The organism is Saccharophagus sp. K07 (assembly GCF_014336955.1).
Lineage (GTDB): Bacteria > Pseudomonadota > Gammaproteobacteria > Pseudomonadales > Cellvibrionaceae > UBA5868.
In genome coordinates this window covers 1-26,932 of the sequence record NZ_QRAI01000003.1, presented here as the reverse complement: position 1 = coordinate 26,932, position 26,932 = coordinate 1, and the positions used below count along the sequence as shown (strand labels likewise).

The window sequence follows — 26,932 nt, the reverse complement described above, 5'->3', positions numbered from 1 at the left end:
TTGTCCTGTCTGGAAATGCGAATGCCTGCTCGTTAACGAATCTCAAAGTCTCGCAAACTTGTTACAGAATCATCGGTTGATTCCGGCGCTACACAGAGATCGGTCACCTCGGCTAGCTCAGGCCCGTTTTGCAGCCAAGTAACCAACTGGTCCAATGCCGCGCGCTCGCCGCACGCCACGCCCTCAACCCGCCCGTCCGGCAGATTGCGCACCCAGCCGGTCAGGCCCAGGTTGCGGGCGGTATCCTGGGTGCTCTTGCGAAAATAAACCCCTTGAACACGGCCGGTTACCCAAAAGTGAATCGCTGTTTGCATTCGTTGTCCTCTTAATGGATTGATGGGTTTAGCTAAAAACCAAGTTGGGTGAAAGCAGGTGAAAGCACCAAGTATGGGCGTAAACATCCTCCAATCGATAGTGATTAAAAAACGTTTAGTGATTAATAAGGGGAATGGCGTGGAAAAAGTGCACTGGCAAGGCAATACCGTTGAATTGCGCAAGTTGCAGGAGCGTTTGCGCGAGCAGATTTCCGAGGCGCCTCTGGGACGGCGGCCGCGCACCATCGGCGGCGCGGACGTGTCCCTCAACCGCGGCAGCAAAACGGTCTACGCTGGCATAGTGGTGCTGGATTACGAAACTCTGCAGCCGATTACCCAAAGTGGGGTGGTGGAAGAAGTGGAAGTGCCCTACGTGCCCGGCTATTTATCGTTCCGCGAAGTTCCCGCTCTGTATCGCGCCTGGGGCGGGTTAGAGCTCAAACCGGACGTGGTGATGGTGGACGGCCACGGCATTATGCATCCGCGCAAAATGGGGGTTGCCAGTCACTTTGGCTTGGCGGCTGAGGTGCCGAGCCTGGGGTGCGCCAAAAAACCTTTGTCAGGTGAATTTATCGACCCCGAGTTGCTGCCGGGCTCCATCAGCACCGTGAAATACCAAGGCGAAATGCGCGGTTTTTGTTATCGCAGCCGCAAGAACAGCCGGCCGATTTTTATTTCCCCCGGCACTGGTATGAGCTGTGACGACGCACTGGAGATTACCCGCCATTGTCTGCGCGGTTATCGCTTGCCGGAGCCGACGCGGCTTGCGCATCTCTATGTCAATCAATTGCGGATCAACAGTGCTATACCCACATAAGAGGTTTGGTAGTTCTAGGTCCTATCAAAAAGCCACCGTCCGGTGTATGTTCGCCGCTCTTTTGGATACGAAAACCGCCCAGTGTCTCTATCGTTTGAACAACAACTGCTCGCCGAACAAATCCGCGCTTTGGAGGAAACTCAAGGTGCTGAACCCGCCGTTGCCGTTCCTTCAGATGGCAAGGATTTTTTCTCCTGGCTGCGGCTGCGCAATCAACAGCTGCAACAAAAACCCCATATAGCTGCGGCTCTGCATCAGGCGCCTGTACTGTTCCGCCGCTTATTGATCGGCGTGTGCCTGATCGCCGCGCTCGGCGGTGCCATCACCAGCATCAAAGCCCTCAGCAATGCGGGCAGCGAGCTGAATATTTTCTGGGTGCTCGGCGTTCTGCTCGGGCTTAGCTGGTTGTCGCTTTTGTTATGGGCGGTAACGCTGCTGTTGAATCGGGACCATGCCGCCGGTGTAGTCGCCCCTTTATTTAGCGGGCTGCTCAATCGTTTTATGCCGGCGCGGGAGAAACCGACAGCGGCGCAGGCGGCGAGTCGTATTTGGTTGCAGCGGCATTTTTTCTCCCCGGCGGGTACTGCGCGCTTCGGCTGGATTACCCATACGATTTGGAGCGCTTATTTAGCCGGCGGAGTTATCGGTTTGCTGTTGCTATTTACCACCCGGCAATTCGATTTTGTGTGGGAATCCACTCTGCTCGGCGGCGGCAGTTTTGTGCAGCTCACGGAAATTCTAAAAATGCCACTGCAGGTCTTGGGTTTACCGGTGCCTGAGGCGACGCAAGTTATCGCCAGCCGCATCGATATACGCGGCGCAGACGCCGGGGAAATTCGCCGGGTATGGGCGCTGTTTCTGCTGGGATGTGTGGTGATCTACGGTTTGCTGCCTAGGTTATTGGTGGGCGGCATTTGCTGGTTGGTCGAGCGGCGTTTGCAGGCGCGTATGGAATTGGATGCGACTCAACCTTACTACGTGCGTTTGCAGCGGGAATTCTGGCCCAAGGCGCGCCAGGGTGAAGTGCTCGATCCCGATCAACACAAGCCGCAGCCAGTTGCTGCGGAAAATATTTCAGCGGCCGTTTTGCCCGGTAATTGTGTCTGGCTGGGATTGGAGTTGCCGCGCCAATTTGCCCTACCTGAAATGGCAAAAGATTTAATTAATATTCGTGATGAAGCGACCTTTCAGCTGGCGCTACGTCATTTACAGCAGCATCAGAGGTTGCCGGTTGCGCTGCTGGCTGATGGCAATCGCGCGGTGGATCGAGGCATGCAGCGGGTGATCATTCGATTGGCAGAATCCGTTGGGCCGCGCAATCTCTGGCTGGTAATTCAGCCTGCGCCTATAGAGACGGGACGACAAGGTTGGATGCAAACCGCCGCACGCGCGGGGCTTACTCCGGAGCAGGTGAATTTTTTATGACCACATCTCCCGCACTGCCGCTCAAGCTCGCCGTTGTCGGCCATACCAATACCGGCAAAACCTCGCTGATGCGAACGTTGTTGCGCAGCGTGGAATTCGGCGAAATTCAAAATAGCGCCGGCACTACGCGCCATGTGGAAGCGGCGCAAATCATGTTGCGCGGGCAGAGTTATATCGAACTGCGCGATACACCCGGATTGGAAGACTCCGTCGCTTTAAGTACTCATCTCAAAGCACTGCAAACGCAAGGGTTGCGCGGTCGTGCTTGTCTGGAACATTTCATCGAAAATTCCGCGCCTGCGGTGCTCACAGAATTTGAGCAGGAAATCAAAGTGTTGCGCCAAGCGCTGGACTGCAACGCGCTGCTGTACGTGATCGACAGCCGCGAAGAGGTGCTGGAAAAATACCGCGAAGAAATTCTCTCCCTCAAACTCGCCTCGCGTCCCATTTTGCCGGTGTTGAATTTTATTCAGGACAACGCCGAACAATTATCCCTGTGGCGCGCGGAACTGGCCGAACTCGGTCTACATGCGCTGGTGGAGTTCGATACAGTCGCGTTCGATTTTGAGGCGGAAAAACGCCTCTACCAAAAATTGCAGACTTTATTGGAAGCTTGGTATCAACCGCTGCAAACCCTGCTGGATCACCGCGCCGCCGAATGGAAACAAACCTGCGATGCCTGCATTGCGCAGGTGGCCAATTTATTAGTCGATATGGCGACGGTTACTGTGTCCGTGGACAGCGGAAATGCGCAGACAGATTTGCAAAACCGCGTGCGCCAGCGCGAGCAAGAGTGCCTGCACAATATTCTTTTCACCCTGAAATTTTCCCCCGCTGATGTGCAGATGAGTAATTTGCCGGTGCGCGATGGCGAGTGGGAATTGGATTTATTTGCGCCGGAAACCTTAAAACGTTTCGGGCTGGATGCCGCATCCGCCGCAGCAACTGGAGCTGCCATAGGCGCGGGGGTGGATTTATTGCTCGCAGGTTTGAGTCTCGGCACCGCCAGTCTGACCGGAGCGGCCCTTGGCACTGCCTGGCATACCGGGCGCCGCTACGGCAAAGATCTACTCGCGCGACTGCGCGGAGACAAAATTTTGTGTGTGGATGACGCGACTTTAAATTTATTACTGCTGCGCCAATTGTCCCTGTTGCGCCATTTATTCCGGCGCGGCCATGCGGCGCAAACCGCGTTTCGGTTGGATGATCAAACGTCGAAAGCCGCCAATAAAATTCCGGACGGTTGGCAGCATCAGCTGCGCAAAATCCGCACTTTATTAAATGCCAAAGTGAGTGCCGATAGCCGCGAGTACAACCTGGTTATTTCGGGGTTAAAAAACTGGCTCGCTGGCGCTGTTTAATCGCCGGTACCGGCTTTGCGTTTGGCGCTGGATTTTAAGGCGATCATCAATCCCGACGCAGCAATAATGAGCATGCCGATCGAGCTTAAATGATCCGGCGTGGTGCCAAACACCAGCCAGCCCAACAGCGCCGCCCACAACAATTGCAAATAAATAATCGGCCCGAGCACCGAGGCGGGAGCGTAGCGATAGGCCAAAGTAAAAAAGTAGTGCCCTAAGCCGCCCGCTGCGCCCATGGCAACAAATAAAACATATTCCAACATCGAGGGCACGTCGCTTTCCCATGTCCACGGCAGGGCCAGACCAAACACCAAGGAGCCGACCAGAGCCGTGTAAAACAACATGGACACGGCTTTTTCCGTAGTGGCGAGCAGGCGCGACAACAGTTGATAGACGGCGTTGGCGGCAGCAGCCAAAAGCGCGAAAAAAATGCCCACGCCATCAAGCCCGCTACCGGGCCGCGCAAGCAACAAAACACCGCAAAAACCCATTAAGGCCGCAGCCCAACCCAGCAGGCCGATGCGCTCGCCTAAAACAGGGAAGGCCAGCAGTGCTACCAGCATAGGTGCCAGGAAGGTAATGGCTGTGGTATCCGCCTGCGGCATACGATGCAAAGCCATACCCACTGAAATGGATGACACCACCAGCGCAAAAGATCGCACAATCACCAGCCCGCGCCGGTTGGCGTGCAGCAAAGGCGCCGAGCCCTTCGGAGCGAGAATCAGCACCATCAAACCGAAATGCACCAGATAACGCCAAGCCACCACAAAAGGCACGTTGTAATGGTGCGTTAAATATTTGGTGATGGAATCCATGCCGGCAAACAGCAGCAAGCCAATCGCTGCAAACAGGACACCTTTGAGAAGTTGGGAGTTGGCGCTAGACCGCGACGCACCGGGGGATAACTCAGACATCGAAACTGCTTGGCAAAGCCGTGGCTGAAAAAACTCAATTTTATACCAGGGCTGGCAAATTGCATTGCCATTTCAAGGGAATCGCTATCCAATAGCGAGACATAAAAAACAATGGAGAGGACATATGTTGAAAACACCGGTTGGACACATTTTTGCTAACAGCAAAAGCGATGCGCGACCTATTCGCCAGCGGCTGCATTTGATTTTATTGGGCGTTGAGGATGTAGCGAGGGCCGCGACTTTTTATGAGTCATTGGGTTGGCGCCGCTCGTCCACCGGCCACGACGGCTTCGTCAAGTTTGATTTAGGTGGCTACGCTCTGTGCTTAATATCCCGCCGCGATTTCGCCCAGGATGCCCTGGCGCCATCCCACGAGGGATCGGGCTTCTCTGGCGTTGGGCTGATCTATCTGGCGGAAACTCCGGAAGAGGTTCCCGCTATATTGGCCAAAGCCGAGAGTGCCGGAGGCACCATCGTCAAGCCAGCCACTCGAACTCCTTATGGCATTGCCGGATATTTCAAAGATCCGGACGGGCATTTATTTGAGGTGGATTACGAAGAAGTCTGGGTTTTCGATAAGGACCACAAATTGGAAGTGGAAAAACTCAATGAGCGAACGATTGATCCGGTGCAAGGGTAAATAGGCAAAGTGGCCAGAGCAATCTGGCCACTTTAATGTCTTCCGGCTGCGAGAATTTTTTTAAACTTTCAGTTTATAACCCGTCTTAAACATCCAGGCGATGATCGCAAGACAAATCAAAATAAATATTCCGATCATCCCGAGACTGATGCCCACCTGCACGTCGGACACGCCGTAAAAACTCCAGCGAAACCCGCTCACCAGATATACCACGGGATTAAACAAGGTAATGGTTTGCCAAAGCGGCGGCAGCATATGGATGGAATAAAAACTACCGCCGAGAAACGCCAGCGGGGCGATGATCATCAAAGGCACAATTTGCAGTTGCTCAAAACTCTGCGCCCAAACTCCGATAATAAATCCCAAAAGGCTGAAACTGATGGAGGTCAAAACCAGGAACGCCAGCATCCAAAAAGGATGTTGGATGGAAAAATCCACAAAAAATGTGGCCGTTATTAGAATGATCAATCCCAAAACAATGGATTTACTCGCCGCAGCGCCAACATAGCCGATCACAATTTCCGCGGCGGAAATGGGAGCGGAGAGAATTTCATAAATAGTGCCGGAAAATTTCGGCATATAAATGCCGAAGGACGCGTTGGACGTGCTCTCTGTTAAGACGGTCAGCATAATCAAACCGGGGATAATATAAGCACCGTAGCTAATGCCGTCGATCTCCGCCATGCGCGAGCCTATGGCAGAGCCGAATACAATAAAATACAGTGAGGTCGACAGCACCGGCGAGGCGATGCTCTGCATCAGGGTGCGCCAAGTGCGCGCCATTTCGAATAAATAAATGGCCTTGATTGCGTAGAAATTCATTATTTGCCCTCCACCAAGCTGACAAAAATATCTTCCAGTGAACTTTGCGATGTATTCAAATCGCGGAACTCGATTTGCAAATCCGCCAGGCGGCGCAGCAAATCGGTGATTTTGACCTTCTCGTTTTGCTCGTCGTAGGTATAAATCAATTGTTCACCATTACTGCTCAGGCTGAGTGGGTATTCCGCCAGACTCGCGGGAATTTCGCTGAGTCGCTGGGCCAGCTGCAAAGTGAGCTGTTTTTTGCCCAGCTTTTTCATCAACGATACTTTTTCTTCCACCAGGATCAATTGACCTTTATTGATAACGCCGATGCGATCCGCCATTTCTTCCGCTTCGTCGATGTAATGGGTGGTCAGAATAATGGTCACGCCGTTATCGCGCAGCCCGCGAATCATTTGCCACATATCCCGGCGCAGTTCCACGTCTACGCCTGCGGTGGGTTCATCGAGGAATAGAATGCGCGGTTGGTGCGCCAAGGCCTTGGCAATCAAGACGCGTCGCTTCATGCCGCCGGATAAGGTCATAATTTTGGAGTGGCGTTTATCCCAAAGGGACAAATCGCGCAGCAATTGCTCCAGATAGGCCGCATCCAAAGGTTTGCCAGACAGACCTCGGCTAAATTTCACTGTGTCCCAAACGGTTTCAAAAATAGGCACAGACAGTTCTTGCGGAACCAGGCCAATAAGCTGTCGGGCGGAACGAAAGTCTTTAACGATATCGAACCCGCCAGCCACCACTTTCCCTTCGCCCGGATTAACAATGCCGCAGATAATGCTGATTAAAGTCGTTTTGCCTGCACCATTGGGGCCTAAAAGAGCAAATATTTCACCGTGGTAAATATCGAGATTGATGGATTTAAGTGCATGGAAACCGCCAGGGTATACCTTGCTGAGATTTTGAACGGAAAGAATCGATTGCACATGAACTCCTTCGTGCTGGTGTCAGTTGATTGTAATCCAAGGCCGTTTGCCCATATGGCTCCGTTTTATGAATGGCGAGTGCGGGGAAACGTTGAGAATGGCGAGCATAAACCTCTCATTTCCCCTAGTCGATTAATGATCGACAAAATCGACAGTATACATTTGGTTGCGATGGCGAACTGTCAAATTTTGTTTTTATGTTGGCGCATAATTCAACGTGAGCTACCCCTCTCTCTGTAGGTGGACAAGGATAGCTTTTGATGCGGCCCGAAAATAAACCGACTTCAACAAAGTCGAGAGTTGAGTCATTTTGGGGAGGAAGAAACCCGGATAAAAAAACTAAAGATTAGAATGGCTTTTTCAAAATTAAACCAGGGAAATTTTCCACTTGCAGAAGTGACAAAATGGCTTGCCTTTGTGTCGATGCAATGATTTATTGTAATCCTACGAACAGCAGTTGGAGTAAAGCATGATTAATTGATAAACGTTTGAGGGCATGGATATGGCTAATACAATCGTTTTAATTCACGGCTATTCTGATAAAGGAGATTCATTCGCCAAGTGGCACCAAGTTTTGGCGAACGCAGGATACGATGTTACGCAGATCTATGTAGGAAACTATGTTTCCTTGTCCAATGAAGTCACAATTAAAGATATCGCGGAAGGTTTTGATCGCGCTTTGAAATATGAAGCCGGTTTGGACCCAAATGAACCCTTTGATGCGATTGTCCATTCCACAGGGATGTTGGTTATAAGATCCTGGTTGACAACCTACGCCACCGAAGAACACCGCAAAAAGCGGCTTAGACGTTTAATTGCATTGGCGCCAGCCTCGTTTGGTTCGCCATTAGCCCATAAGGGGCGTAGCTGGTTGGGGGCAGTGTTTAAAGGTTCAAAAGCCATTCTCAAGCCGGATTTTTTAGAGGCGGGGAATGAGGTTTTGAGTGCGCTTGAATTGGGAAGTGCTTTTACTTGGGATCTCGCCCATAAGGATCTTATAGGTGAAAACGCAATCTTTTCCGACCATGAGGATTCGCCGTTTGTTTTTACCTTTTGTGGAAATCGCGGTTACAAAGGACTCTCTTCATTAATTAATCCAGATGGCAGCGACGGTACAGTTCGCTGGGCCGGCTGTCCTCTCAACACCCGCAAGATAACCATCAAACTGCTGGAAGATGTTCCGGATGGCGAGCGCGTAAAACTCGAACCCTGGGGAAATCCGCAAATCCCTTTAATTCCAATTGATGATGCAGATCACGGATCCATTTTGCGCGAACCATCGAAAGAGTTGATTGCGCTGGTGGTAGATGCATTTAAAGTCAATAGCAGAAATGAATTTACCGATTGGGTGAACAATGCATTGGAAAAAACCAAAACCACGCGTGAAAAGATGAGGCGCTGGCAGCAATTTGTGGTCCGCGTTGTTGATGAGCGGGGCGATCCGGTTAGTGATTGGAACATGCAGCTTTGTCGAAAACAAAAGGGCAGTGCATGCCTTACCGATTTTGATCTCGATGTGCACGTTTACGAATATGATAAAAGCTTGCGTTGTTTCCATGTCGATCTGGATCATCTGCAGCCGGAGGTTTTGGAAGAGCTGCATATGAAGCTAATCGCCACTACAGGCACCGAGCTTGTGTGTTATTACGGTAAAGGCAGCGAGCGTTTCAACGCTGCAGGTAAAAAAAAATCCCCGAGGAAAATGGGACGCGCAGTTTGATCTTTCCCCATTTTTTCATACCGAGAAGTTCAAATTCTTTTACCCATTTACGACGACATTGGTGGAAATTCGCTTGAACCGCGAGCCTATGCCCTTGGGAGGCCGCAATAACGTATTCTGGCTGTCATCTCCAAAATAAAGCCGTGATGCATACTTGTTCAAGATTGTGCCGGTGCATATTTATGCCAGCCTGGTTGGGGAATGTTTGAACTGTAGTAGGCTTTTATCTGTTGATAAAAAGCCTGGATCGATACAAGCTAGTGATCCCTTGTCGTGAATACATTAGGAGACTTTAGTTGTATATTCCCCAACACTTCGAACCTCCCAGCAGGGATGCTATGCGCCAGCTAATGCAAAATTATCCCTTCGCCACCTTAATCACACTCGATGGCGAAGAATTTTGCGCGGATCATATTCCTTTTGAATTGCGCAAAGAGCCAGGGCCTTATGGCACTCTGGTTGGTCATGTCGCACGGGCAAATCCTGTATGGCAAAAGGCAGACGGGGCTAAGGCTTTAGTGGTTTTTCACGGGCCGGACGGTTATATCTCGCCATCCTGGTATGCGTTGAAGCAGGAAACCGGCAAAGTTGTGCCGACCTGGAATTTCGCTGTAGTACAAGCCTACGGAAATATTCGTGTTATTCATGAAGCGCAATTTATTAAGGCTCATATCGAAAAATTAACCGATCGACAAGAATCCGTATTTGCGAAACCTTGGTCAGTTGGTGATGCACCTCAGGAATTTACCGATATGCTGGCCAAGCATATTGTCGGCATTGAAATTGTCATCAGCAAATTGGTCGGCAAATGGAAGCTCAGTCAAAATCGCTCAGCTGCAGATAAAGCCGGTGCAATTAAAGGTTTGCGCGAGCAGGGGAACCATGAGTTGGCGAATTTGATGGATTTGAATTTTCAATCGCCAGCGGTTTAACAAAGATTTTGGAATTATAAAGACGCATTCAAGATCCATAAGTGTTGCGCCAGCAACATAAGTACACATTGCCCTTGCTCTGCAATAAAATAAGCTTTTCTCCTCCAGGTAAGCGCAACGCTGGGGGAAAGTGTCCTTTATCCTTCTTGTGGAACCGCAAATGACAGCAACAGCCGAACTTATTGCCCGCTATTACGCCGCCTTTAATGCCAAGAATTGGGAGGCCATGCTGGCCTGCGTATCTGACTCCATCCGCCACGATGTCAATGAAGGAAACCGGCGCGGCGGCAAGGAGAAATTTCGCGATTTCGTGAGTTATATGGATGTTTGTTATGACGAAAACCTGACCGATATCGCCATTATGACCTCTCCGGATGGCACTCGCGCCGCTGCGGAATTTATCGTCAATGGTGTCTATAAGAAAACAGATGGCGATTTGCCCGAAGCGCGCGGCCAGACCTACAAGTTACCTGCGGGAGCATTCTTCGAAGTGCGCAATGGCCTTATCGACCGAGTCACCACTTACTACAACTTGAAAGAATGGCTGCGCCAGGTGTCCCAGGCGTGATGGAAAGACAATAGCCTTATGAAAAGAAGCGATATCGAAATCAAAAGTGTTTGTGGCGCGGGAATTGAAGAATTGATTCCTCGTCTTGCGGATTTGCGCATCCGCATTTTTGCCGCCTATCCGTATTTATACTCAGGTTCTGTCGCCTACGAGGAAAAATATCTGCGTCAATTCGCCGCAGCACCGGATGCTTTGGTCGTGGCTGCAACCAATGCGGCGGGTGATGTGATCGGCTGTGCGACCGGCTCTTCTTTGGCTGGCCACCATCAAGAATTTTCCGCGCCTTTAGCGGCGGCGGGATACGACCTCAGCAAGATTTTTTATTTTGGCGAATCCGTATTGGACCCTGCCTATCGCGGCTACGGTATAGGCCACACATTTTTTGATGCGCGCGAAGCTCACGCCAAATCGCTTGGCTACAGCGCTGCCTGTTTTTGCGCCGTGGTGCGATCTGCCGACGATCCGCGACGTCCAGCGGATTATTCTCCGCTCGATTCCTTCTGGAATAAGCGCGGTTATTTTCGTCTGCCTGGAGTCGAAGCCATTTACGACTGGCCAGAGGAAGCCGGCGGCCCATCGCTGCCGCATCCAATGGCCTATTGGATGAAGGAGTTCTGATGTCCCAAGTCATCCGTATAGCTGCAGCACAATACCCCATCGAAGAGCCGAAAAATCTGGCGGAATTTTTCGCCAAGATCACCCGTTGGGTGGACCAGGCCGCGCAGGATTCTGATTTATTGGTATTTCCGGAATACGGCGGCGCCGAAGTCATGGCGGTGTTGGGCCGGGAATTAAATCGCGATTTATTGGCTGCCACGCGCGGGATTCAATCGCTGATACCAGAAATCGACGCACATCTTGCACAGCTTGCGCGCAGTCGTGGCCTATTTATTCTGGCGCCGAGTTTGCCGGTAGAAAATTCTGCTGGCGAAATACAAAACGTCGCGCGCTTTCATGCGCCTTCGGGAAAAAGCGAAGTGCAAGCCAAACTGGTTTTAACACCGTTTGATAGGGAAATCTGGCAGTTAAGTCCGGCACGCACACAAACTTTATTTGATACACCATTTGGCAAAATCGGCGTCGCCATTTGTTACGACGTGGAATTTCCGCTGCAAGTACGTGCACTGGCAGAAGCAGGAGCGAGGCTGATTTTGTGTCCTTCCTGCACAGACACAGAAGCTGGCTACTGGCGCGTACGTGTCGGCGCTATGGCGCGCGCGTTGGAAAATCAATGTGTCGTTGTGCAGTCGCCCACGGTAGGAAATGTCAGCTGGACCAACGCCCTTGATATCAACCGCGGCGCCGCAGGCGTTTTTGCTCCACCGGATATGGCCATTTCTTCCAATGGAGTGCTCGCTCTTGGCTCTATGGATCGCGCGCAATGGCTGAAATTCACTGTCGATCTCGGCCGTCTCGAGGATATACGCCAGCGCGGGGAAGTGCGTACATTTAATGATTGGCCCAAGCAGATGTCCGGAAGTGTGAAGCTGGTGGAACTGAATTAGCTCCACTCAAGTCGAGATTATTTTCGAATCAAATTAATTTTTCACAAATAAAATCCACAAAACTCTTCACCTTTAAAGGCACATACCGAGTCGGTGGATATAGCATCCAGACATCCCCCTGATAATTGGTCGTGAATTGCCAGTCCTGCAGGACTGGCAAAAGCTCCCCGCTCGCAAGAGCCTCTTCGGCCATAAATTTTGGCACGCAGCCAATTCCCACATGCTGTTTTATTGCGTCCAACCGCGCGGCTGCGTGGTTTACCGTGTAGCGGCCTTTGATATCCACATGCAAAGTGCGTGAGCCTTTGGAGAATTTCCAGCGCGAATCTATGGGATTTTCGCTCAGGGTAATGCAGCTGTGTTCGGTTAATTGTTTTGGGTTGTGCGGCGTGCCGGCGCGTTGGAGATATTCCGGGGTCGCGCAGACGATTTGTTCGATGCGAAATAATTTGCGCCCTTTTAATCCCGGCGGTGGGTCGTCCGTAATGCAAAACGCCAAATCCACATGATCTTCGATTAAATCCACTGGGCGATCTTCCATAGAGAAAACCACATCGACTTGCGGATATTTCGCCAGAAATTCCGCAATATGCGGATGGATTAAATGGCGCCCCAAAGCGCGCGGCGCGCTGATGCGCAGCTTGCCCGATGGCTCGATTTGTTTTTCCCCGGCGACATCTGCCACTGCTTCAATCGCGCGCAGCATATCCTGACAGTGGCGATAGGCTTCGACACCCGCTTCGCTTAAGCGCAGCTTGCGGGTGGTGCGTTGCAAAAGCGGCGTGTGCAGGGCGGCTTCCAAACGACTTATGGCCCGACTGACTGCGGAGGGCGCCGTGCCTAGTTGGCGCGCGGCCTCGGAGAAGCTGCCGGCCTCGACAACTTGGACGAATACCGCCATTTCGTACATCAAAGGGAGTAGTGGATTTGTGCGCATACCGCAAAGATCTATTGCAAATTTGCCTAATTGTGCAGCTTGTCGGCACTAATCACAATGACAGTACACTAAACCTGATCCATACGATCATTTGCGCCGCCCGTTGGGATGCAGTGTAAATTCATCAGTTTCTGAGGATGTTGTTATGGCCAAACCGATTCTGATCATTTCTGCCGGAACATCTTTTACGGAAATTACTTCTCTCCACGGTGATTTTGGTGATTGGATTGCGTCTGGTCTGAACGATGCCAATGTGCAGCATGTGAATGCAACCGTGGAAAAATTGCCTGATCCAACAACCACCGCGGGAGCCGTGATCAGCGGCTCTCATGCGATGGTGACCGATAGAGAGCCTTGGAGTGAAACTCTGGCGGAGTGGATCAGACAGGCCGCTTCGGTTGACTTACCGGTACTTGGTATTTGTTATGGGCACCAGTTAATCGCCCATGCATTGGGTGGTGCTGTGGGCTACAGGAACGATGGTTTTGAGCTGGGTAGTCATTTAATTGAATTGCAAATGGGCGTCGACAGCGACCCATTGTTCAGCAAGTTGCCGGTTCTCTTCCATGCCCATCTGGTTCATGCTCAATCAGTTATACGGCTCCCGCCACAAGCAACCTTGCTCGGTTCAAGCGCTGGTGAACCGCATCAATGCTATCGCGTAGGTAAGCATCTATGGGGAGTGCAGTTTCATCCGGAATTCAATGAAACCATCATGCAGCTCTATATTGACCATCTTGTGCACGCGGGAAAAATTTCCCCGGTTGCAGCCAAAGTAAAATCAACTCCGCATGCAGCGGAGTTGTTGCGTTATTTTGCGGAATATGTGCGGGGAAAATAATTCACTAGCTGCGGAAAATATTGGGCCGAGCTAAATGCTCGGCAGATTTATTTCCCGTAACTTGTGTCTGCCGCTTTTTCAGCGCTTGTGCGCTCCTGCATGGAGGCTTCATCTTCGTTAAAGCGTTTAAGCTTGCTCAGCTTTTCGCGAAATTCGATGATACCGACGGAATGTCCTTTGGCAAAGGCGGGTTTCAGTTCGGTAGGGCAGACGTCCGGCAGGGCTTTATTCTCGGAACCTAGCTCGTAGCCATTTTCGTAAGTACAGAATTCAATAATACCGCGGGTATAACCATCGAGATATTGATTCATAGCCCCTGGCTCCAGATTTTCTCCACAACCATCCCTATATGGATCAAAGGTTCTCACGGATTTTCCTTTTTTGCCTGTTTGATAGCCAAAATCTTCCCAATCCAGGCCAGCGCAGGACACCTCTTTGACACTGCCAGCGCAACCACTCAAGCTAGCCGCTATTAACAATCCGAATATTTGTTGTTTCATAAAAGTGTCCTCTAACGTAGTTTGGTATCGTTTGATTTATCCAGCGCAATGATATTTTCAATAATCTCGATATTATCCTTGACGCCGGCACTGTCCGGATACTTCTGGTGGATTTGTCGCAAGAGTTCCAATGCGCTTTTGTAATTTTGCATTTCTATATACAGCTGAGCACGGCCTAATTGAGCTTGTTTTTCTACACTGCTTAATGCATCTGCGCGCATATAGAGCAGTTCGGCGCGAATATAATCTTTTTGTTTGGTTAAAAATTCTGCGTAGGCGAGCAGGCATTCGCCGTTCGTTGGATCCAAATTTAATGAGCGATTAAACATCTGATCAGCCTGAGTGAAACGCTTTCGTTGCACCTCAAGTTGCGCCATATGCAGATAGTAGCGGCTTTGCTGCGCAGGTTTTAATTTGCCGAGATGTTTGCCCGCAATATCCAAGAGCTTTTTCAGATCGTCCCAAAGTTCCAAGTGGCTCAGCCAGGTGAAATATTCCGTCACGCTAGCGATATCAAAATCATTGCGGCCGAAGCTTTTTTCCAGCAGGGCCATAGCGCGATCATAGCTGCCCAGTTGTAAATGCAATTTGGCCGACGTTTGCAGATTGCGCTGATCTTCGTTGCCGAGCAATAGCGCCATCTCCAGGCTGGTAAGGGCTCGACGATAATCTTCCTTATGTAATGCAAGCGTCGCTTTGTTCAGCCAAAGCTCCGGCATATTCGGTTTTCTGGCGGTTATTTCGTCGAGCAGCGCTTCCGCCGCATCGTACATGCGTGCTTGTATCAGTGCGGCTAATAAACCTTGCTGCCATTGAAAATTGTCCGGCTCCAATGCAGCGGCCTGTTGATAACTGCTGATTGCACTGTACGGTCCATATTGAGTCAGATTTAAATACGCCAACTGGCCGTGCACAAGCGCCTCGTTCGATCCCAGCGCGACGGCCCGGGCGAAATGATGACGGGCCTTTTGCGGTTGTTCCCGAACTAAATAAAGCTGTCCCAAATCGCTGTGGGCTCTTATTAACTGCGGCATGCGCTTGAGCACTTCCAGATAGGTCGCCTCGGCTTTGTCATACATTTCCAGTGAGAAATAAATCTGTGCCTGCAGCATGAGCATCGCCGGGCTAAGTTCGATGGAATAGAATTTTTCCAATTCCGCAAGAACTTGCTGACGTTTGCCGGCATCCAATAATTCCCGTAGCCGCTCTGCTGTCTCATATTCCTCAAGCGCAATAGAGGCCTCTCGCTCCTGGTAGGGGCCGGTAAACTGGGGTAAAACAAATTCCGGTTTGCCGAGCTTAATCTCAAATTGCGGCGCGGCCGCCGTGCCTTCTGATAGAGAAAGTGTATATGTCAGAAAAAGCGCCGCCGCTAAAACAGTCCTTCGAATGCTCATGGTTGCCACTAAACCTTATTAATAAACATAAGCGTGTACAGATAAACCGCTTGCACAGGGCGGCCGTTTTTGGTGGGTGTAGTAAAACGGGAATCGTTAATTGCTTTGCGAATAATGTCGACCATTTCCGGATAGACAGGATCAATAATTTTTTTAACGTAGGCCCGGCCTTGCTGATCGATGATAATTTCCACCTGGGTGGCAACTCGATTAACGCCTCTCTCTCTTAATGTTCGAGGAAAGTTGATTCGATTGGTGGATAACAACCTCGGAACACTGTCCAGTTCCTGTACTTCGAGAATCGGAAAGTCGACGCTGAGATTGGCCGCCAAGTCTATTTTATTTCGGTCAAATTGTGGTTGTTCCACTTTTGCCAGATTATTCATTGCGGGCTTGGCGCTTTCGGAATAAGTCAGTTCCGGCCCGTTCCCCGGCCCCATTAAGTTGATGCTCGGCGTGGGATTGGATGTTTGTTCAACCGGTCTTTCCGGCGGAGGTGGTTCGGGTGGCGGCGTCAATTGCACATCCAATGGCCGAACAACTAGAGTTTCCGGTTTTTCTGCGGGTTCGACTTTGGTTAACAAGATCAAAGATAACAATGCGAAAATTGATAAAGCACCAAACATCCATGGAACCAGCAGAGTAAACAGCAGGTTCGGCTTTTTCGACATGGATGGGGCAGTAGTGCTATTCATTGGTGGTAGCAATATTGATGTTTTCGATACCGGCCAATTTGGCCTGATCCAACACTTTTACTAATAATTCTGTTGGAACGCTTTTATCGGCTTGAATAACCAGTGGCCGCGGATTGTTGCGGTTTAGTTGTAAAAAGGTCGATCGCACGCCTTCTACACCTATATTGGTGCCACCATAAAAAACATCGCCGGAGGCCGTAATAGCGAGCAAATAAACGCTTTTCTGCAGATTTTGTGTAGATACAGCGGTGGGCTTATCAACCTGAACGCCGGTTTCGCGGACGAAAGCGGTAGTGACAATAAAAAAGATCAGAAGAATAAACACCACGTCGATCAGCGGCGCCAGATCTATGTCCTGACTTTTTGCTTCTTCCAATTTTTGTTCAATCGATGACTTCATGTGCAGCCCTGATCAGCCAATTTCGTCGTTGATGGTGCAGCAGGCCTACCAACACCAGGCCGGGCACCACTAACACTAGGCCCAGTTGGGTGGTAAACAGCGCATCGCCTAAACCGCCGGTAATCAATTCCTGCAAAGCCAATCCGCCACCCTTCGACATGGTGATGAATGTGTGCATCAACCCGGTTATGGTTCCCAGCAGGCCGAGAAGCGGTAACGCAGTGAGCATTTGTTTGATTCCGGTAAGCCAATATTGCGTTAGATCAAACCAGCGTTGATCACGTCTTTCAAAAATGCAAAAACGAATCAGCAAACTATGGCACACAACACCATCCAGCAGGATGGCCCAAACCACCGGGTTATCCAGCAGGAATAATTGTTGTGAGTAGTGATCCAACATCTTCTGCTGCTCAAGTGAAGCTGATTTTGCTCAGCTTAATGGCGAAATTTTCCAGTTTATGGCAATAACTTTTTATTTGCCGTGTCAAAAGCGCGCTTACTACCAGTGAAGGAATTGCCACGATCAAACCCAATTCTGTGGTAACCAGAGCTTCCGAAATACCGCCGGAGACTGTAGCGGCGTCTCCAGAACCAAAAATCGTCATCATTTTGAAGGTGCTGATCATGCCGGATACGGTACCGAGCAGGCCGAGCAGAGGCGCAATAGCGGCGCTGGTTGCAACCACGCCCATATATTTTTCCAATTTATGCTTGTGTTCCATCAAAAATGCGACCAACAGATCATCTCTTTGTTGGGATACAGGAACACTGCGCGCAATGGAAACGAGTTCGCGCTGGTCTGGACCTGCTTGAGAGCTGACCTGGTCGATCGCGGAGTGATCCGCATCTTTATTGACAAGAGCCTGAATTTCCTCCGCCAAATTGCGTTTGACTTTGGGCAGCCGCAGAATCTGTGCAGTCTTCAACAATGCGATCATCAGAGACAAAGCACCGAAAATCAGAATCGGAATTGCCCATAAACCACCTTTGCGCAGATGGTCCGTTAATTTTTCGTTGTGATGATGCAGTTGCAGCGCATTTCCAAGCGTTGGATCAAAGGTGTATAAGCCAGTGCCGGTTTGATGCAGTGCAAAAAATTCTTTGTTGGAGGCAGAATTAAAAACGCTGATCATTCTTGAGGGTTGACCAGTTTCTTTGATTATCAAACCTGCGGATTGCGTCTCTGTTTCAAGTCCTATAGATACGGGGCCAAGTGTTAGGGAAGGAACCGCATAAATGTGGCCATCGGAGGAGAGAACGTCACTCTCCTGCCAGGCTGGATTCAGCGCCGCGTTAATTCGCTCAGCCGCCAGATCCAAAATGCGATATTTAGATCCATCGGCAACGTTCATCTGTGTGGCAATGCTGTATTCGGTAAGAATATGTTGCTGATAATGACTTTGCGCAGACCATTGCTCCACGCGTTCCTTCAACTTTTCAAGACTCACCAATTGTTCATCCGCCAAGCGCTGCTGCGCCGCGGCCTGGTTTCTCAGCTCCTGAATAGTGGCTTCTTTTTTGCGCAGCCGGTCGGCGTAGGTATTACTTTTATTGGTGATCTCTCTCTCAAGAGCTTGTAGCTCGTTTTTGGATTTAGTGAGTCGTTCCAATAATTGTGTTTCGATAGTCTGTGATTGTTGTGCAATGGAAAAATTGCAAAGTGCAACCAACAACAGCATGGATGAAATCTGGAATAAAAAGCGCGGCACGGCAGGGTCCTTATTGGGCAACTTTTATCGGTAGGGCGACAAATGCGGCGGTCGTTGGATTTTCCATAATGTTTAAGACATCGGCGATCATTTTGGGCGTCAATTCGCGACCCAATTCCTGGTAAGCATCCTCATTGTGCCACCATCGCCATCCCAAGGGAGTCGATCTGCCGTATCCATAACTTTTACCGTCGTCGCTTACGTACCAGCCTTGGCTGACGCCGAGATAGATCTGTGTGACGAATATGGAACGCGTTTCCGGATTTTCGATAGCGCCTTTGTGTAGGGCAACGCGGCTGTTGAACTCTTCGATGGCTTTAAAAAATTCAAGTTGGCGTTGCAAACTTTCGCTATTGCTTAAGTTGCTTGTGCTTAAGAGCTCGATTTTATCCTTCCAGTCTGCTTGGAGAGGAGGAGGGAGGCGAGGTAGCAAAGTCTGCGAGAATTGCAGGTTCTTTTGCAGAAGGGTTTTGAGTTCGGCTTGCTCCCGTTCGAGCACTTCTTGTTGCTCGAGGTATTCGAGCCGGCGCTGGTCGGAGTCACTGGTCAAATTAGCGCGCTGAGCAACAGATTCTTCCAGTCTTTTTTGCTCAATGTCCATTAACATCAGGCGATGTTCTATGTCTTTTTCCCGCTGATTCCAATTGGATCTCAGTTGGCCCTTTTGGATTTCCAGGTTTAGCCAGTCATTCACCAGTCGTTCGGAAGTGCTCTCCGCACTGGCTTCGGCAAGCAAAAAAAACACTGACAACATCCAGAGAAAACGCATCATGATATTCCCTTGAAAAAGCTTGGCGGATCATTGCTTTGCATCATTATTATAGTTGGGTAAGTCTCCTGCTTTGGTAAAGTCAGAGGAAACTTTCTGGATCATACCTTATAAAATAAGACTTCGGGAAGTATTAGGTGCTACCTCGAAAATATACCCAACGTGTCTCAGCTCAAATGCTTACGCTGCCTGATCTTCCTGAACTCGGCTGATGGATAAGATGTTTTAGTGCTCTTGTGTAAGTTTACGTGTTATGGAATCGATTACCTGTAAATACAGAATGTGAAATTGCTCTCTTATGCATGATCGGTTCATTAAAAATCCTTTTTGTTCTCGTTTGGTGATAACGGAGTGGCTGTTGAGTAGGCCAATTCGTAAAAGTCATTTTGGTTGTAGTGAAATTCCGCAATGACCTGCAGGCCGATTTTTTGTGTGTGTGCAATAAATGAGCGCGGATTCCTTTTATTGATAAATGTCACCAAATATGGATATCGTCGCTCCATGTGTTGGCGGGAATATTCGAACATGCGCTCAAGTAAGCCCTGGCCGCGGAATTCTCGGGCGATGCAGACAGGGCCGTATTGATAAGAGTTTTCAGTGGTGAGAGGTTGATTGTCGAAGGTCAGTTTATGCAAGTTTTCGATCATATAAACAAACATTGGCCACTGCGACCAAAATTCCCACGACGCCGCCATGATATACCCGGCGATCTGACCTCGCGCATAGGCAACGACTATCCCTTGCTCCTCTTCGATTAAATTTTTTATCTGAGCCTGGGTGAAACTGGTAGTGACGAAACCGTGAGCTATATCTTCCGGCGCTATGGAAGATAGGTGATAGCGAGAATGTAAGTCCAAAATTGCTGGAATGTCGTGAATATCGGCAAGCCGAATCAGCATGGTAGTAACCTTTTGTTGAACAGCAATGATTTATGTGTGTCCATTGACGTGCAATAAAATCTCGCTGAGTTTTTCTGGATCGATCGGTTTTGCTAAAAATTTATCCATGCCATGCTCAATGGCTTTTTCTTCGTGTGTTTCTAATGCGTGCGCTGTCATGGCTACGATTACAATGGATTTTCCACTCGGTCGTTGGGCTCCCAGCGCGCGAATTTCTCTGGCTGCTTGCCAACCATCAATTTCGGGCATTTCGCCATCCATCAAAATCAGGTCAATTTCGTTGGGGTGTTGCCTGCAATAATCAATGGCTTGACGTCCATTGGTTACAACCGCTGGATTGATTCCATACATCTTGAGGTAACCCGTGATCACCATTTGGTTGACCAGATTATCCTCGGCGACCAGGACCCTTAAAGAACTTAGGTCTTGGTAATAGGATGCGCGATAAGGTTTGCTCGAAGGGGTAGCGGCGGCATTTGGGAGAGTCCTGGTGTCGGCGGGTGGGAGTGGTACGCGGAACCAAAACCGGGAGCCGTGGCCAGGTTTGCTGGTTACACCAATTTCTCCGCCCATCAGTTCCACCAAGCGTTTACAAATAGCGAGCCCGAGTCCGGTTCCTCCGTAGCGACGAGTGGTCGAACTGTCCGCTTGGCTGAAAGGTTTGAACAAGCGCTCCAGTTGGTCTGCACCGATACCTATGCCGGTATCCTCAACCGCCATGTTGATCCACTGTCCCTGTGCACTCGCACTGACGGTGATGGTGCCGGATTCAGTGAATTTAAATGCATTACCCAGGAGATTGACCAAGATCTGACGAATTCGCGTGGGATCGCCGAGTACCTGCTCAGGGCATGTCAGATCGAATTTGGAAATAACCTGGATATTGGATTCCCGCGCTTTGTGACTGAACAACTCGATGGAATCATGAATGATTTTTTGCAGGTCAAATGAGGTTTTTTCCAGTTCAATTTTATTAGATTCGATTTTCAGGTGATCCAAAATGTCGTTGATGATAGTCGTCAGTGACTCTGCGGAGCTTTGCATAACTTCGAGATAGCGGCGCTGCTGCTCGTTCAGCTCGGTTTCGCCAAGCAAATGCGATAGACCAATAATGCCGTTCATAGGCGTGCGAATTTCATGACTGACGGCGGCGAGAAAATCACTTTTTGCTTGCGACGCTTTCTCCAGCTCCAGCGTGCGCTCCTGGACTTTGGCTTCCAGATGATTGGCGTAATCGTTGAGGGCTTTATCTTTCTTTGCCAGCGCGAGAGACATTTCCTGAAACGTTCTGGCCATTTCTCCGAGCTCATCAGAACGTTTTAACAGGCGATCACCAAAGTCTCCGTTATGCCCAGTATGATTGCCTTCGGGATTGAGACGGCGCATAGCACTGGTGATCCTGGTTAAAGGAACGCCGACCATGATGCGCATGATGATATAAAAAATTGTGGCCAGCAGAGACGTCTTGAAAATGGCGCTGACTATGGTGATCAAAAATGTGTGGGATGCGCGATTTAGTACTACATTTGAATTGCTGTTCAGCACCAGCTGACCGATGCGGCGGTGTGAGGTGAAGTCGCTTTGGTAAAAGAGGTCGTACCGGAATTCGTACTTTTCAAGAAAGAGTTCTGCCAGGTAGTTTACGCCGGGCCAGTCTTTCATAAAGGTATGTTTATCGGCCGGGGAGTGAAATTCAAAAAGAGGTATGCCGTTGCCATCGAGCAATTGCACCTGGAGAACGTCATAGTTGATACCGAGTACTCCCAGCAGGGAGGTTTTTAGTTGCTCATCATCGACGTTCCAGAGTGCCTTAGAAATGATCGGAGTAAAGGTGCGAGCGACATTTTCGATTTCTTCGGTAAGGCGTTTTTTTTCGTTCTGATATTCCAGCGCCAGTTGGCCCAAAGTTAGGAGTAGCGCGAGGCTCAAGTAAATCGTTAAAACGACACGAAGAAGGGTGGCCGCCAGAGATTTGGTGGCGGAAGCGGATTTTTTTGAGATTCTTAAATTTAAAATAGCTCGTTCCTTTATCGTTCTTCCGCCCGGCGCTTGTAGAGTCCGAATTAATAGGACTGAGTCGGGCTTCTACAAACCCTCCTGCATTCTACAGTAGGATAGGAAAAGTCAGCCAATTGTGCCTCTTTTGATTGCGATGATATGCTTTTTTAGCTTTTCATATAGGAATATGACGATGAAACTCAAATCTTGGATGCAAAGCTTCTTCTTGGCCGCGCTGAATCTGGCGCCGCTTCTGGGAGGCGCGGAGGTCTTGGAGGTCCGCTATCCCTCGGTGCAGCATCCGTATTATGCAAAGCGCGACGCTTACTTTGTGACACTGCTGGAAATGGCGCTGGAGCGGTCTGGGGAGCCCTACCGTCTGGTTGGCGTGAAGTTGCCGGATTACAGCGAGAAGCGCAGTGTGCTCCTTCTCCAGTCCAAGCAATATGATGCGCATTGGCTGAATACCACGCCTGAGCGCGAGCAGGAACTGCTACCCATTCGGATTCCCCTCGATAAAGGAGCAATTGGCTGGCGAGCATTTTTGATCCGTCCGGATCGCCAGTCTGTGTTTGACCAAATCCAATCTGCCGACGATCTCAAGAAACAAGTGTTTGTGCAGGGGCACGACTGGCCCGATGCTCCGGTGCTTTTGGAAAATGGCTTTGCCGTGGAGCGCTCATCCAATTGGCAGGGGCTTTTTCGTATGGTGGTACTAAACCGCGCTCAGGCATTTCCCCGCTCCATTCTGGAAATTTCCGCGGAACAAAGCGAAAGCGTGGCTGAAGGGTTGGTCATCGAAAAAAATCTGATATTGCGCTATCCAGCTGCTTATTATTTCTTTGTGGAAAAAAATAATCTAAAACTGGCGGCGGCAATTGAGCGCGGTTTAAAAAAGAGTGTTGCCGATGGGAGTTTCGATGAATTCTTTTTCAAAAATTTCGGTGAGCCAATTTCCGATTTGAATTTGCAATCGCGCCGAGTCATCTCCATAGACTACCCAGCTCTGAAAATTGAAGATGAGAGCTTGTGGTTTAGTAAGGAGTGGTTTGAAAAAATTAAAGCAAAACATGCGGGTAAATAAAAAGGCCGCACTAAGCGGCGGCCAACTCATAGTGCAATTCTATAGCATCTTGCATTTTTTCCTTCAAAGTATTCAGTCCTGGTGAGTCGGGATCGAAACGGATATGGGCGAGATTTTGCTCGGTCCTGATGACATCCCCTGATATTGAGGCGAAATCAAAGTCCATAACTATGGGAAGACCTGATTCTGGCACTTTGTTTTCTGGAAAGCGAACCAGTGCTCCGCCAAAAGATAAATTTTTCACCAGCATTGGGGTTTGAATTTCATTGTACTGACCCGTGATGAGTTTATGGTAGAACATCCTTGGGTATTTTCTGCGTCCATCAAATGACTTTCGCATATGGAAATCCATGATGATGTAGGAAACCAGATAAGCTACAAAAAATCCTCTAAGAAATCCGAGCGCGCCCCTTGCAAATATATCAATCTGTTCAGGCAAAGGGTCTTTGCTCACTATGATGAAGAGATGCAATATTCCCACAAGCAATCCGTAAACCAAAGCTATCGCTCTAGCATTTTTGTCCGCCTCTCTTTGATCGAAAACATCTTTGGTGAAGCTGTACATTGTTACTATAGCCATGCTGGCGAAAGCAATCGCCAGCCAAAAGTGGGTGATGGACAATTTGCTTGAGTCACCCACCTTGGATGCTCCCAGAAAGTACAAGCTGGATCCAAGAAATGCGAAACAAAACGCTGAAAAATATCCCATGAGACTGTTGCCGCCTGACGAGTTATTCATGGTTTCACGAAAGAATAATCCGAAAAATATGGCGACTATAAGCGATATCCAGGCTCCGACAATCCAACGCGCTGCCAGTGAGAAGGTGAACCATTTTTCTTTGTTTGGAAGCGGATTTACACCAAATTTATCAAAAAGCCAAAATCCAACACAAACAATTATCAAGTTGAGCGCTAATATTCCGATAATGACTGTGATGGCAGGCTTTAATAAATGGCCGTTCAAATCTTTTTGATCCACATATTCGAGATCTAATCCTAACTGTTTGATTCGTACTATTTGAGAAGCTCGGTCTGAATGTGTTTTTACCGCATTCCGAGCTAGGGTTTCAGTAAGCATTTTCAGGTTATTGGTTAGTTCGAGTTTGCCTTGGTAAAAAGCCCCGGGATCCGTCTCAAGATCCAATTGTGGTAATGCGGTGACGGTCGTATTGATCAGCTCATCTGTCTTAATGAGATCTTGTTGATCGGATAGACTTAAATCGAAGGCACGATTTGCTTGGGCCAAATAGGCATTCTTTAGCAATAGCAGCCTAATCTCGCCTTGAGTATCCAAGCCTGAATTTATGAGGTCGAAATCCAGCCAATGGGCTTTGGGATGTCGCATGTTGAGGCGTTCTAATATGTTTTGAATGTGTTTTTTATTTGGAAGGCCGTGTTCCATTGCTGTAAAAATACTGAATTTTAAATTCAGTACATCTTTAGGTATGCGGGCGAGAGCCAAAAGATGACCGCGCCATTTTTCGTCTAGTGTCTGCAAGCGTGGAGCCATCTTAATTCCGCCTTCGAGTAGAATAATGGAGGCGGTTAGAGAGAAATTATCGAGGTTGCTTTTTGCTTTTTCACTGCCAGGTTTTTCTGCGTTAGTTGATGCGTCAGCTATTTCCTTCGCATTATTTAATGCTTCTATTTGCCCTGCGGAACTATTTGCAATGTCATATTTATCTATAAAATTGTTTAGTAAGGTACTTAATTCTGGTATTTGACTAATAGCAAAAGCAAATAATAAATAAGATGCGACGTAGATTGAGCCAAACAAAAAGTATCTTTGCTCGCTAATATAACAGTTTGGTGCGTTGGTAAACTGGCCTTGCTCTGATTTTGGCCATTCATTAAAGCTTGGCAGCAGGAAGCAATAGGCGATTATTATGGATGCTGAAATATCAAAAATAAAAAAATTGTCCATGCATGCATCTCCCTTGTGCCCTGTGACGATAACACGATTCGGCACCGGCTTGGCTTTGGCGCGCTATTGTCATGCGGCTGTAGTTTAATCATAATTCTCAACTCTATAGGCATGTTATATTTTGTGAAAATGCTAGATGCTTGATTTTATTTCTTTTGGCGATTAATTATTTTCTCGTATTCGCTGAAGCAGAAGATAAACTTCCAGATGGCCGGATTTCTGTGAAATTTTCACATAAAAAAGCGGAGCTTTGCTCCGCTTTTTTATTCTCAAGGGGTTAGGATGTTCAGGCGTAACATATGTCGATTCAAACAAATGACAGTTTAAATCGAGATGTTTGTTAATTCTTTGGCAGCTTTTCCTTGCCACGCTCAATCAGCTCCACCGAAGGTTTTGACTCCTGCGGTAGTGGCTGAGCTTTGCCAATATCCTTCGGATTAATAGGTCACTTTAATTCTCCGAACTCTGGCGTAATCGACATGTCCGGGCAAATGGCTTTTACCGCATTCCAGTCGGCAAGGGTTTTAGGGCCCACTTCAAGTCGAAATGAAGCGATAATTTTGTCGGCAAGCTCTAGCATGGGGGCGGGGTTTACTCTGCCGGCTTTGTAGATTGGGGTTCCGCCAAAATCGAAAAACAAACACACTAGTTTTCTATCTGAAATGGGGAAGAAAACGAGACGATTTAATTTGGGATTTTCTTTCGACGTGTTGCCGATCACATGAATATCCATAAGCGCGGCTTTGATCGTGTCGCTGATATCAAGAATTCTCCAGTTCATAGGGCCGCGGAAATGAGGTCTTCCCCCGGTTTTTACATGGCCAAAATATGAGTTTAAATAATCCACGATGGCGCTTTCAAAAACGTTTGGATGGAAGAGACTGCTATCGGAAAAAATCCCCGGTTTATGTGGAGTAACCAGGGAGGCGGATAGAGCTAAAAACGACTCAACTCCCATAAACCATGGTCCCACAAACAACCAAGTTCTCGCAAAAAAATGTTCATGTTGCCAGCGTTGCTGTGTGTGCATTAAGTCCAATTGCCCATTATTAAAAGAATACTGGGTAATGTCACCGCGGCCTGGTGATCGTGACTTGCGCCATAGGCCCGGATCACCCACTGCGGGATTTGCCATGGGGCACCGGAGGTAGAAGTAGGAGTCTCTGAATTGCCATTTGTGTTTCAGCATCCAAGGGATATATGGCCCCCTAGGCGTAACGGGCTCATTGCTGTGGCGTAATGTCAGAGGAAAGTAGCGTAACCAATCGAGCATATTAATTGATTCCAGGTACCAAGCAGGTATTAATTTTTTTGCAGTTTTTCTTTGCCTCGCTCAATCAGCTCCACCAAAGGTTTTGGCTCCTCAGGTAGTGGCTGAGCTTTGCCAATATCCTTTGGATTAATAGGCCACTTCAATTCTCCGAACTCTGATGTAGGCGACATGTCCGGACAAATAGCTTTTACGGCATTCCAATCGGCAAGGGTTTGGGGGCCGACTTCAAGTCGAAATGAAGCGATAATTTTGTCGGCAAGCTCCAGCATGGGAGCGGGATTTACCGAATCTATACCGCTGATTATGGTTCCTCCAAAATCAAAATAAAGATTTACGATCTGGGTGTCAGAAATGGGGAAAAAAATCATGCGTTTTAATTTTGGATGTTCTTTTGATGTATTGCCGATAACGTGGATATCCATGAGAGCGGCTTTGATGGTGTCGCTGATATCGAGAATTTTCCAGTTTAGGGGGCCGCGAAAATGTGGCTTTTGCCCCGTTTTTACATGACCAAAGTATGAGTTCAAATAATCCACCACAGCATTTTCAAACACTCGCGGGTGGA

General features: G+C 48.9%; 28 protein-coding genes. 11 read left to right on the top strand and 17 right to left on the bottom strand.

The genetic code is table 11. The features are described 5' to 3' along the window. Positions 1 to 32 precede the first annotated feature (32 nt). A complete protein-coding gene (locus DWB84_RS09870; RefSeq protein ID WP_187409638.1) occupies positions 33 to 314 on the bottom strand; it encodes an acylphosphatase in 282 nt (93 codons plus the stop codon). Between the two features lie 58 nt (positions 315 to 372). Between DWB84_RS09870 and DWB84_RS09865 the strand changes: the two genes are divergently transcribed. The 3 genes from DWB84_RS09865 to DWB84_RS09855 all read left to right on the top strand — a co-directional run bounded on the left by DWB84_RS09865 (position 373) and on the right by DWB84_RS09855 (position 3,917). Beyond that, a complete protein-coding gene (locus DWB84_RS09865) occupies positions 373 to 1,131 on the top strand; it encodes an endonuclease V (RefSeq protein ID WP_222868127.1) in 759 nt (252 codons plus the stop codon). 81 nt (positions 1,132 to 1,212) lie between these two features. After that, complete coding sequence (locus DWB84_RS09860) at positions 1,213 to 2,556, top strand: DUF2868 domain-containing protein (protein WP_187409637.1); 1,344 nt, start codon at positions 1,213 to 1,215, stop codon at positions 2,554 to 2,556. After that, on the top strand, positions 2,553 to 3,917 hold the full coding sequence (locus DWB84_RS09855; protein WP_187409636.1) for a GTPase/DUF3482 domain-containing protein: 1,365 nt from the start codon (positions 2,553 to 2,555) through the stop codon (positions 3,915 to 3,917). Before DWB84_RS09860 ends, DWB84_RS09855 begins: the two co-directional genes overlap by 4 nt. Here DWB84_RS09855 and DWB84_RS09850 read toward each other — a convergent pair. Then, a complete protein-coding gene (locus DWB84_RS09850) occupies positions 3,914 to 4,831 on the bottom strand; it encodes a DMT family transporter (RefSeq protein WP_187409635.1) in 918 nt (305 codons plus the stop codon). The two genes, DWB84_RS09855 and DWB84_RS09850, sit on opposite strands and share 4 nt — an antisense overlap. A gap of 124 nt (positions 4,832 to 4,955) precedes the next feature. Between DWB84_RS09850 and DWB84_RS09845 the strand changes: the two genes are divergently transcribed. Beyond that, complete coding sequence (locus DWB84_RS09845) at positions 4,956 to 5,471, top strand: VOC family protein (protein ID WP_187409634.1); 516 nt, start codon at positions 4,956 to 4,958, stop codon at positions 5,469 to 5,471. Positions 5,472 to 5,531: 60 nt separating this feature from the next. On the opposite strand, the gene DWB84_RS09840 is transcribed toward DWB84_RS09845, so the two are convergent. Next, positions 5,532 to 6,293 carry an ABC transporter permease gene (locus DWB84_RS09840; RefSeq protein ID WP_187409633.1) on the bottom strand — a complete coding sequence of 254 codons (762 nt, stop codon included), beginning with the start codon at positions 6,291 to 6,293 and terminating at the stop codon, positions 5,532 to 5,534. Next, on the bottom strand, positions 6,293 to 7,216 hold the full coding sequence (locus DWB84_RS09835; RefSeq protein ID WP_187409632.1) for an ABC transporter ATP-binding protein: 924 nt from the start codon (positions 7,214 to 7,216) through the stop codon (positions 6,293 to 6,295). Before DWB84_RS09835 ends, DWB84_RS09840 begins: the two co-directional genes overlap by 1 nt. Before the next feature lie 502 nt (positions 7,217 to 7,718). Between DWB84_RS09835 and DWB84_RS09830 the strand changes: the two genes are divergently transcribed. The 5 genes from DWB84_RS09830 to DWB84_RS09810 all read left to right on the top strand — a co-directional run bounded on the left by DWB84_RS09830 (position 7,719) and on the right by DWB84_RS09810 (position 11,941). Continuing rightward, positions 7,719 to 8,936 (top strand): triacylglycerol lipase, encoded by a 1,218-nt coding sequence (locus DWB84_RS09830; protein WP_187409631.1) that lies wholly within the window; start codon positions 7,719 to 7,721, stop codon positions 8,934 to 8,936. A 296-nt stretch (positions 8,937 to 9,232) separates the two neighbouring features. Next, on the top strand, positions 9,233 to 9,868 hold the full coding sequence (locus tag DWB84_RS09825; RefSeq protein WP_187409630.1) for an FMN-binding negative transcriptional regulator: 636 nt from the start codon (positions 9,233 to 9,235) through the stop codon (positions 9,866 to 9,868). 160 nt (positions 9,869 to 10,028) lie between these two features. Then, positions 10,029 to 10,436 carry a ketosteroid isomerase-related protein gene (locus DWB84_RS09820; RefSeq protein ID WP_187409629.1) on the top strand — a complete coding sequence of 136 codons (408 nt, stop codon included), beginning with the start codon at positions 10,029 to 10,031 and terminating at the stop codon, positions 10,434 to 10,436. Positions 10,437 to 10,454: 18 nt separating this feature from the next. Further along, positions 10,455 to 11,054, top strand: a complete 600-nt coding sequence (locus DWB84_RS09815; RefSeq protein ID WP_187409628.1) for a GNAT family N-acetyltransferase — start codon at positions 10,455 to 10,457, stop codon at positions 11,052 to 11,054. After that, a complete protein-coding gene (locus DWB84_RS09810) occupies positions 11,054 to 11,941 on the top strand; it encodes a carbon-nitrogen hydrolase family protein (RefSeq protein ID WP_187409627.1) in 888 nt (295 codons plus the stop codon). Before DWB84_RS09815 ends, DWB84_RS09810 begins: the two co-directional genes overlap by 1 nt. Positions 11,942 to 11,969: 28 nt before the next feature. On the opposite strand, the gene DWB84_RS09805 is transcribed toward DWB84_RS09810, so the two are convergent. Then, positions 11,970 to 12,878, bottom strand: a complete 909-nt coding sequence (locus DWB84_RS09805; protein ID WP_187409626.1) for a LysR family transcriptional regulator — start codon at positions 12,876 to 12,878, stop codon at positions 11,970 to 11,972. A gap of 145 nt (positions 12,879 to 13,023) precedes the next feature. Between DWB84_RS09805 and DWB84_RS09800 the strand changes: the two genes are divergently transcribed. Further along, entirely contained in the window at positions 13,024 to 13,719 is a 696-nt protein-coding gene (locus tag DWB84_RS09800; RefSeq protein WP_187409625.1) for a glutamine amidotransferase, read from the top strand. Between the two features lie 47 nt (positions 13,720 to 13,766). Here the strand turns inward: DWB84_RS09800 and DWB84_RS09795 are convergent, their stop codons facing one another. The 9 genes from DWB84_RS09795 to DWB84_RS09755 form a co-directional block, all read right to left on the bottom strand. Next, the gene (locus DWB84_RS09795) at positions 13,767 to 14,219 is read right to left on the bottom strand and encodes a DUF2799 domain-containing protein (protein WP_187409624.1); all 453 of its coding nucleotides are present in this window, start codon (positions 14,217 to 14,219) and stop codon (positions 13,767 to 13,769) included. Between the two features lie 11 nt (positions 14,220 to 14,230). Further along, positions 14,231 to 15,616, bottom strand: a complete 1,386-nt coding sequence (locus tag DWB84_RS09790) for a tetratricopeptide repeat protein (protein WP_187409623.1) — start codon at positions 15,614 to 15,616, stop codon at positions 14,231 to 14,233. A gap of 8 nt (positions 15,617 to 15,624) precedes the next feature. Further along, positions 15,625 to 16,311 carry an energy transducer TonB gene (locus tag DWB84_RS09785; protein ID WP_187409622.1) on the bottom strand — a complete coding sequence of 229 codons (687 nt, stop codon included), beginning with the start codon at positions 16,309 to 16,311 and terminating at the stop codon, positions 15,625 to 15,627. Further along, positions 16,304 to 16,711 carry a biopolymer transporter ExbD gene (locus DWB84_RS09780; RefSeq protein WP_187409621.1) on the bottom strand — a complete coding sequence of 136 codons (408 nt, stop codon included), beginning with the start codon at positions 16,709 to 16,711 and terminating at the stop codon, positions 16,304 to 16,306. Before DWB84_RS09780 ends, DWB84_RS09785 begins: the two co-directional genes overlap by 8 nt. Continuing rightward, positions 16,695 to 17,111: a MotA/TolQ/ExbB proton channel family protein gene (locus tag DWB84_RS09775; protein ID WP_187409620.1), complete on the bottom strand. Its 417-nt coding sequence runs from the start codon at positions 17,109 to 17,111 to the stop codon at positions 16,695 to 16,697. Before DWB84_RS09775 ends, DWB84_RS09780 begins: the two co-directional genes overlap by 17 nt. A 10-nt stretch (positions 17,112 to 17,121) precedes the next feature. Next, positions 17,122 to 18,420, bottom strand: coding sequence for a MotA/TolQ/ExbB proton channel family protein (locus DWB84_RS19040; RefSeq protein ID WP_187409619.1), 1,299 nt, complete (start codon positions 18,418 to 18,420; stop codon positions 17,122 to 17,124). A gap of 10 nt (positions 18,421 to 18,430) precedes the next feature. Then, positions 18,431 to 19,192 (bottom strand): DUF3450 family protein, encoded by a 762-nt coding sequence (locus DWB84_RS09765; RefSeq protein WP_187409618.1) that lies wholly within the window; start codon positions 19,190 to 19,192, stop codon positions 18,431 to 18,433. A gap of 311 nt (positions 19,193 to 19,503) precedes the next feature. Beyond that, positions 19,504 to 20,088 (bottom strand): GNAT family N-acetyltransferase, encoded by a 585-nt coding sequence (locus tag DWB84_RS09760; protein ID WP_187409617.1) that lies wholly within the window; start codon positions 20,086 to 20,088, stop codon positions 19,504 to 19,506. A gap of 30 nt (positions 20,089 to 20,118) precedes the next feature. Continuing rightward, positions 20,119 to 22,017 carry an ATP-binding protein gene (locus tag DWB84_RS09755; RefSeq protein ID WP_187409616.1) on the bottom strand — a complete coding sequence of 633 codons (1,899 nt, stop codon included), beginning with the start codon at positions 22,015 to 22,017 and terminating at the stop codon, positions 20,119 to 20,121. Positions 22,018 to 22,222: 205 nt separating this feature from the next. Here DWB84_RS09755 and DWB84_RS09750 point away from each other — a divergent pair, with 205 nt between their 5' ends. After that, on the top strand, positions 22,223 to 23,170 hold the full coding sequence (locus tag DWB84_RS09750; RefSeq protein ID WP_187409615.1) for an ABC transporter substrate-binding protein: 948 nt from the start codon (positions 22,223 to 22,225) through the stop codon (positions 23,168 to 23,170). 10 nt (positions 23,171 to 23,180) lie between these two features. On the opposite strand, the gene DWB84_RS09745 is transcribed toward DWB84_RS09750, so the two are convergent. The 3 genes from DWB84_RS09745 to DWB84_RS09735 form a co-directional block, all read right to left on the bottom strand. Continuing rightward, entirely contained in the window at positions 23,181 to 25,094 is a 1,914-nt protein-coding gene (locus tag DWB84_RS09745; protein ID WP_187409614.1) for a PilZ domain-containing protein, read from the bottom strand. 445 nt (positions 25,095 to 25,539) lie between these two features. Then, positions 25,540 to 26,229: a hypothetical protein gene (locus DWB84_RS09740; protein ID WP_187409613.1), complete on the bottom strand. Its 690-nt coding sequence runs from the start codon at positions 26,227 to 26,229 to the stop codon at positions 25,540 to 25,542. Positions 26,230 to 26,396: 167 nt separating this feature from the next. Then, entirely contained in the window at positions 26,397 to 26,906 is a 510-nt protein-coding gene (locus DWB84_RS09735; RefSeq protein ID WP_187409612.1) for a hypothetical protein, read from the bottom strand. Positions 26,907 to 26,932 lie beyond the last annotated feature (26 nt).

Excerpts from the sequence above, each read along its gene's own strand:
- DWB84_RS09775 (WP_187409620.1), bottom strand. The coding sequence starts at position 17,111 with ATGTTGGATCACTACTCACAACAATTATTCCTGCTGGATAACCCGGTG.
- DWB84_RS09760 (WP_187409617.1), bottom strand. The coding sequence starts at position 20,088 with ATGCTGATTCGGCTTGCCGATATTCACGACATTCCAGCAATTTTGGAC.
- DWB84_RS09765 (WP_187409618.1), bottom strand. The coding sequence starts at position 19,192 with ATGATGCGTTTTCTCTGGATGTTGTCAGTGTTTTTTTTGCTTGCCGAA.
- DWB84_RS09820 (WP_187409629.1), top strand. The coding sequence starts at position 10,029 with ATGACAGCAACAGCCGAACTTATTGCCCGCTATTACGCCGCCTTTAAT.
- DWB84_RS09740 (WP_187409613.1), bottom strand. The coding sequence starts at position 26,229 with ATGGCAAATCCCGCAGTGGGTGATCCGGGCCTATGGCGCAAGTCACGA.
- DWB84_RS09780 (WP_187409621.1), bottom strand. The coding sequence starts at position 16,711 with ATGAAGTCATCGATTGAACAAAAATTGGAAGAAGCAAAAAGTCAGGAC.
- DWB84_RS09800 (WP_187409625.1), top strand. The coding sequence starts at position 13,024 with ATGGCCAAACCGATTCTGATCATTTCTGCCGGAACATCTTTTACGGAA.
- DWB84_RS09785 (WP_187409622.1), bottom strand. The coding sequence starts at position 16,311 with ATGAATAGCACTACTGCCCCATCCATGTCGAAAAAGCCGAACCTGCTG.
- DWB84_RS09745 (WP_187409614.1), bottom strand. The coding sequence starts at position 25,094 with ATGGACAATTTTTTTATTTTTGATATTTCAGCATCCATAATAATCGCC.
- DWB84_RS09815 (WP_187409628.1), top strand. The coding sequence starts at position 10,455 with ATGAAAAGAAGCGATATCGAAATCAAAAGTGTTTGTGGCGCGGGAATT.
- DWB84_RS09790 (WP_187409623.1), bottom strand. The coding sequence starts at position 15,616 with ATGAGCATTCGAAGGACTGTTTTAGCGGCGGCGCTTTTTCTGACATAT.
- DWB84_RS09845 (WP_187409634.1), top strand. The coding sequence starts at position 4,956 with ATGTTGAAAACACCGGTTGGACACATTTTTGCTAACAGCAAAAGCGAT.
- DWB84_RS09855 (WP_187409636.1), top strand. The coding sequence starts at position 2,553 with ATGACCACATCTCCCGCACTGCCGCTCAAGCTCGCCGTTGTCGGCCAT.
- DWB84_RS09805 (WP_187409626.1), bottom strand. The coding sequence starts at position 12,878 with ATGCGCACAAATCCACTACTCCCTTTGATGTACGAAATGGCGGTATTC.
- DWB84_RS09810 (WP_187409627.1), top strand. The coding sequence starts at position 11,054 with ATGTCCCAAGTCATCCGTATAGCTGCAGCACAATACCCCATCGAAGAG.
- DWB84_RS09795 (WP_187409624.1), bottom strand. The coding sequence starts at position 14,219 with ATGAAACAACAAATATTCGGATTGTTAATAGCGGCTAGCTTGAGTGGT.
- DWB84_RS09840 (WP_187409633.1), bottom strand. The coding sequence starts at position 6,293 with ATGAATTTCTACGCAATCAAGGCCATTTATTTATTCGAAATGGCGCGC.
- DWB84_RS09850 (WP_187409635.1), bottom strand. The coding sequence starts at position 4,831 with ATGTCTGAGTTATCCCCCGGTGCGTCGCGGTCTAGCGCCAACTCCCAA.
- DWB84_RS09830 (WP_187409631.1), top strand. The coding sequence starts at position 7,719 with ATGGCTAATACAATCGTTTTAATTCACGGCTATTCTGATAAAGGAGAT.
- DWB84_RS09870 (WP_187409638.1), bottom strand. The coding sequence starts at position 314 with ATGCAAACAGCGATTCACTTTTGGGTAACCGGCCGTGTTCAAGGGGTT.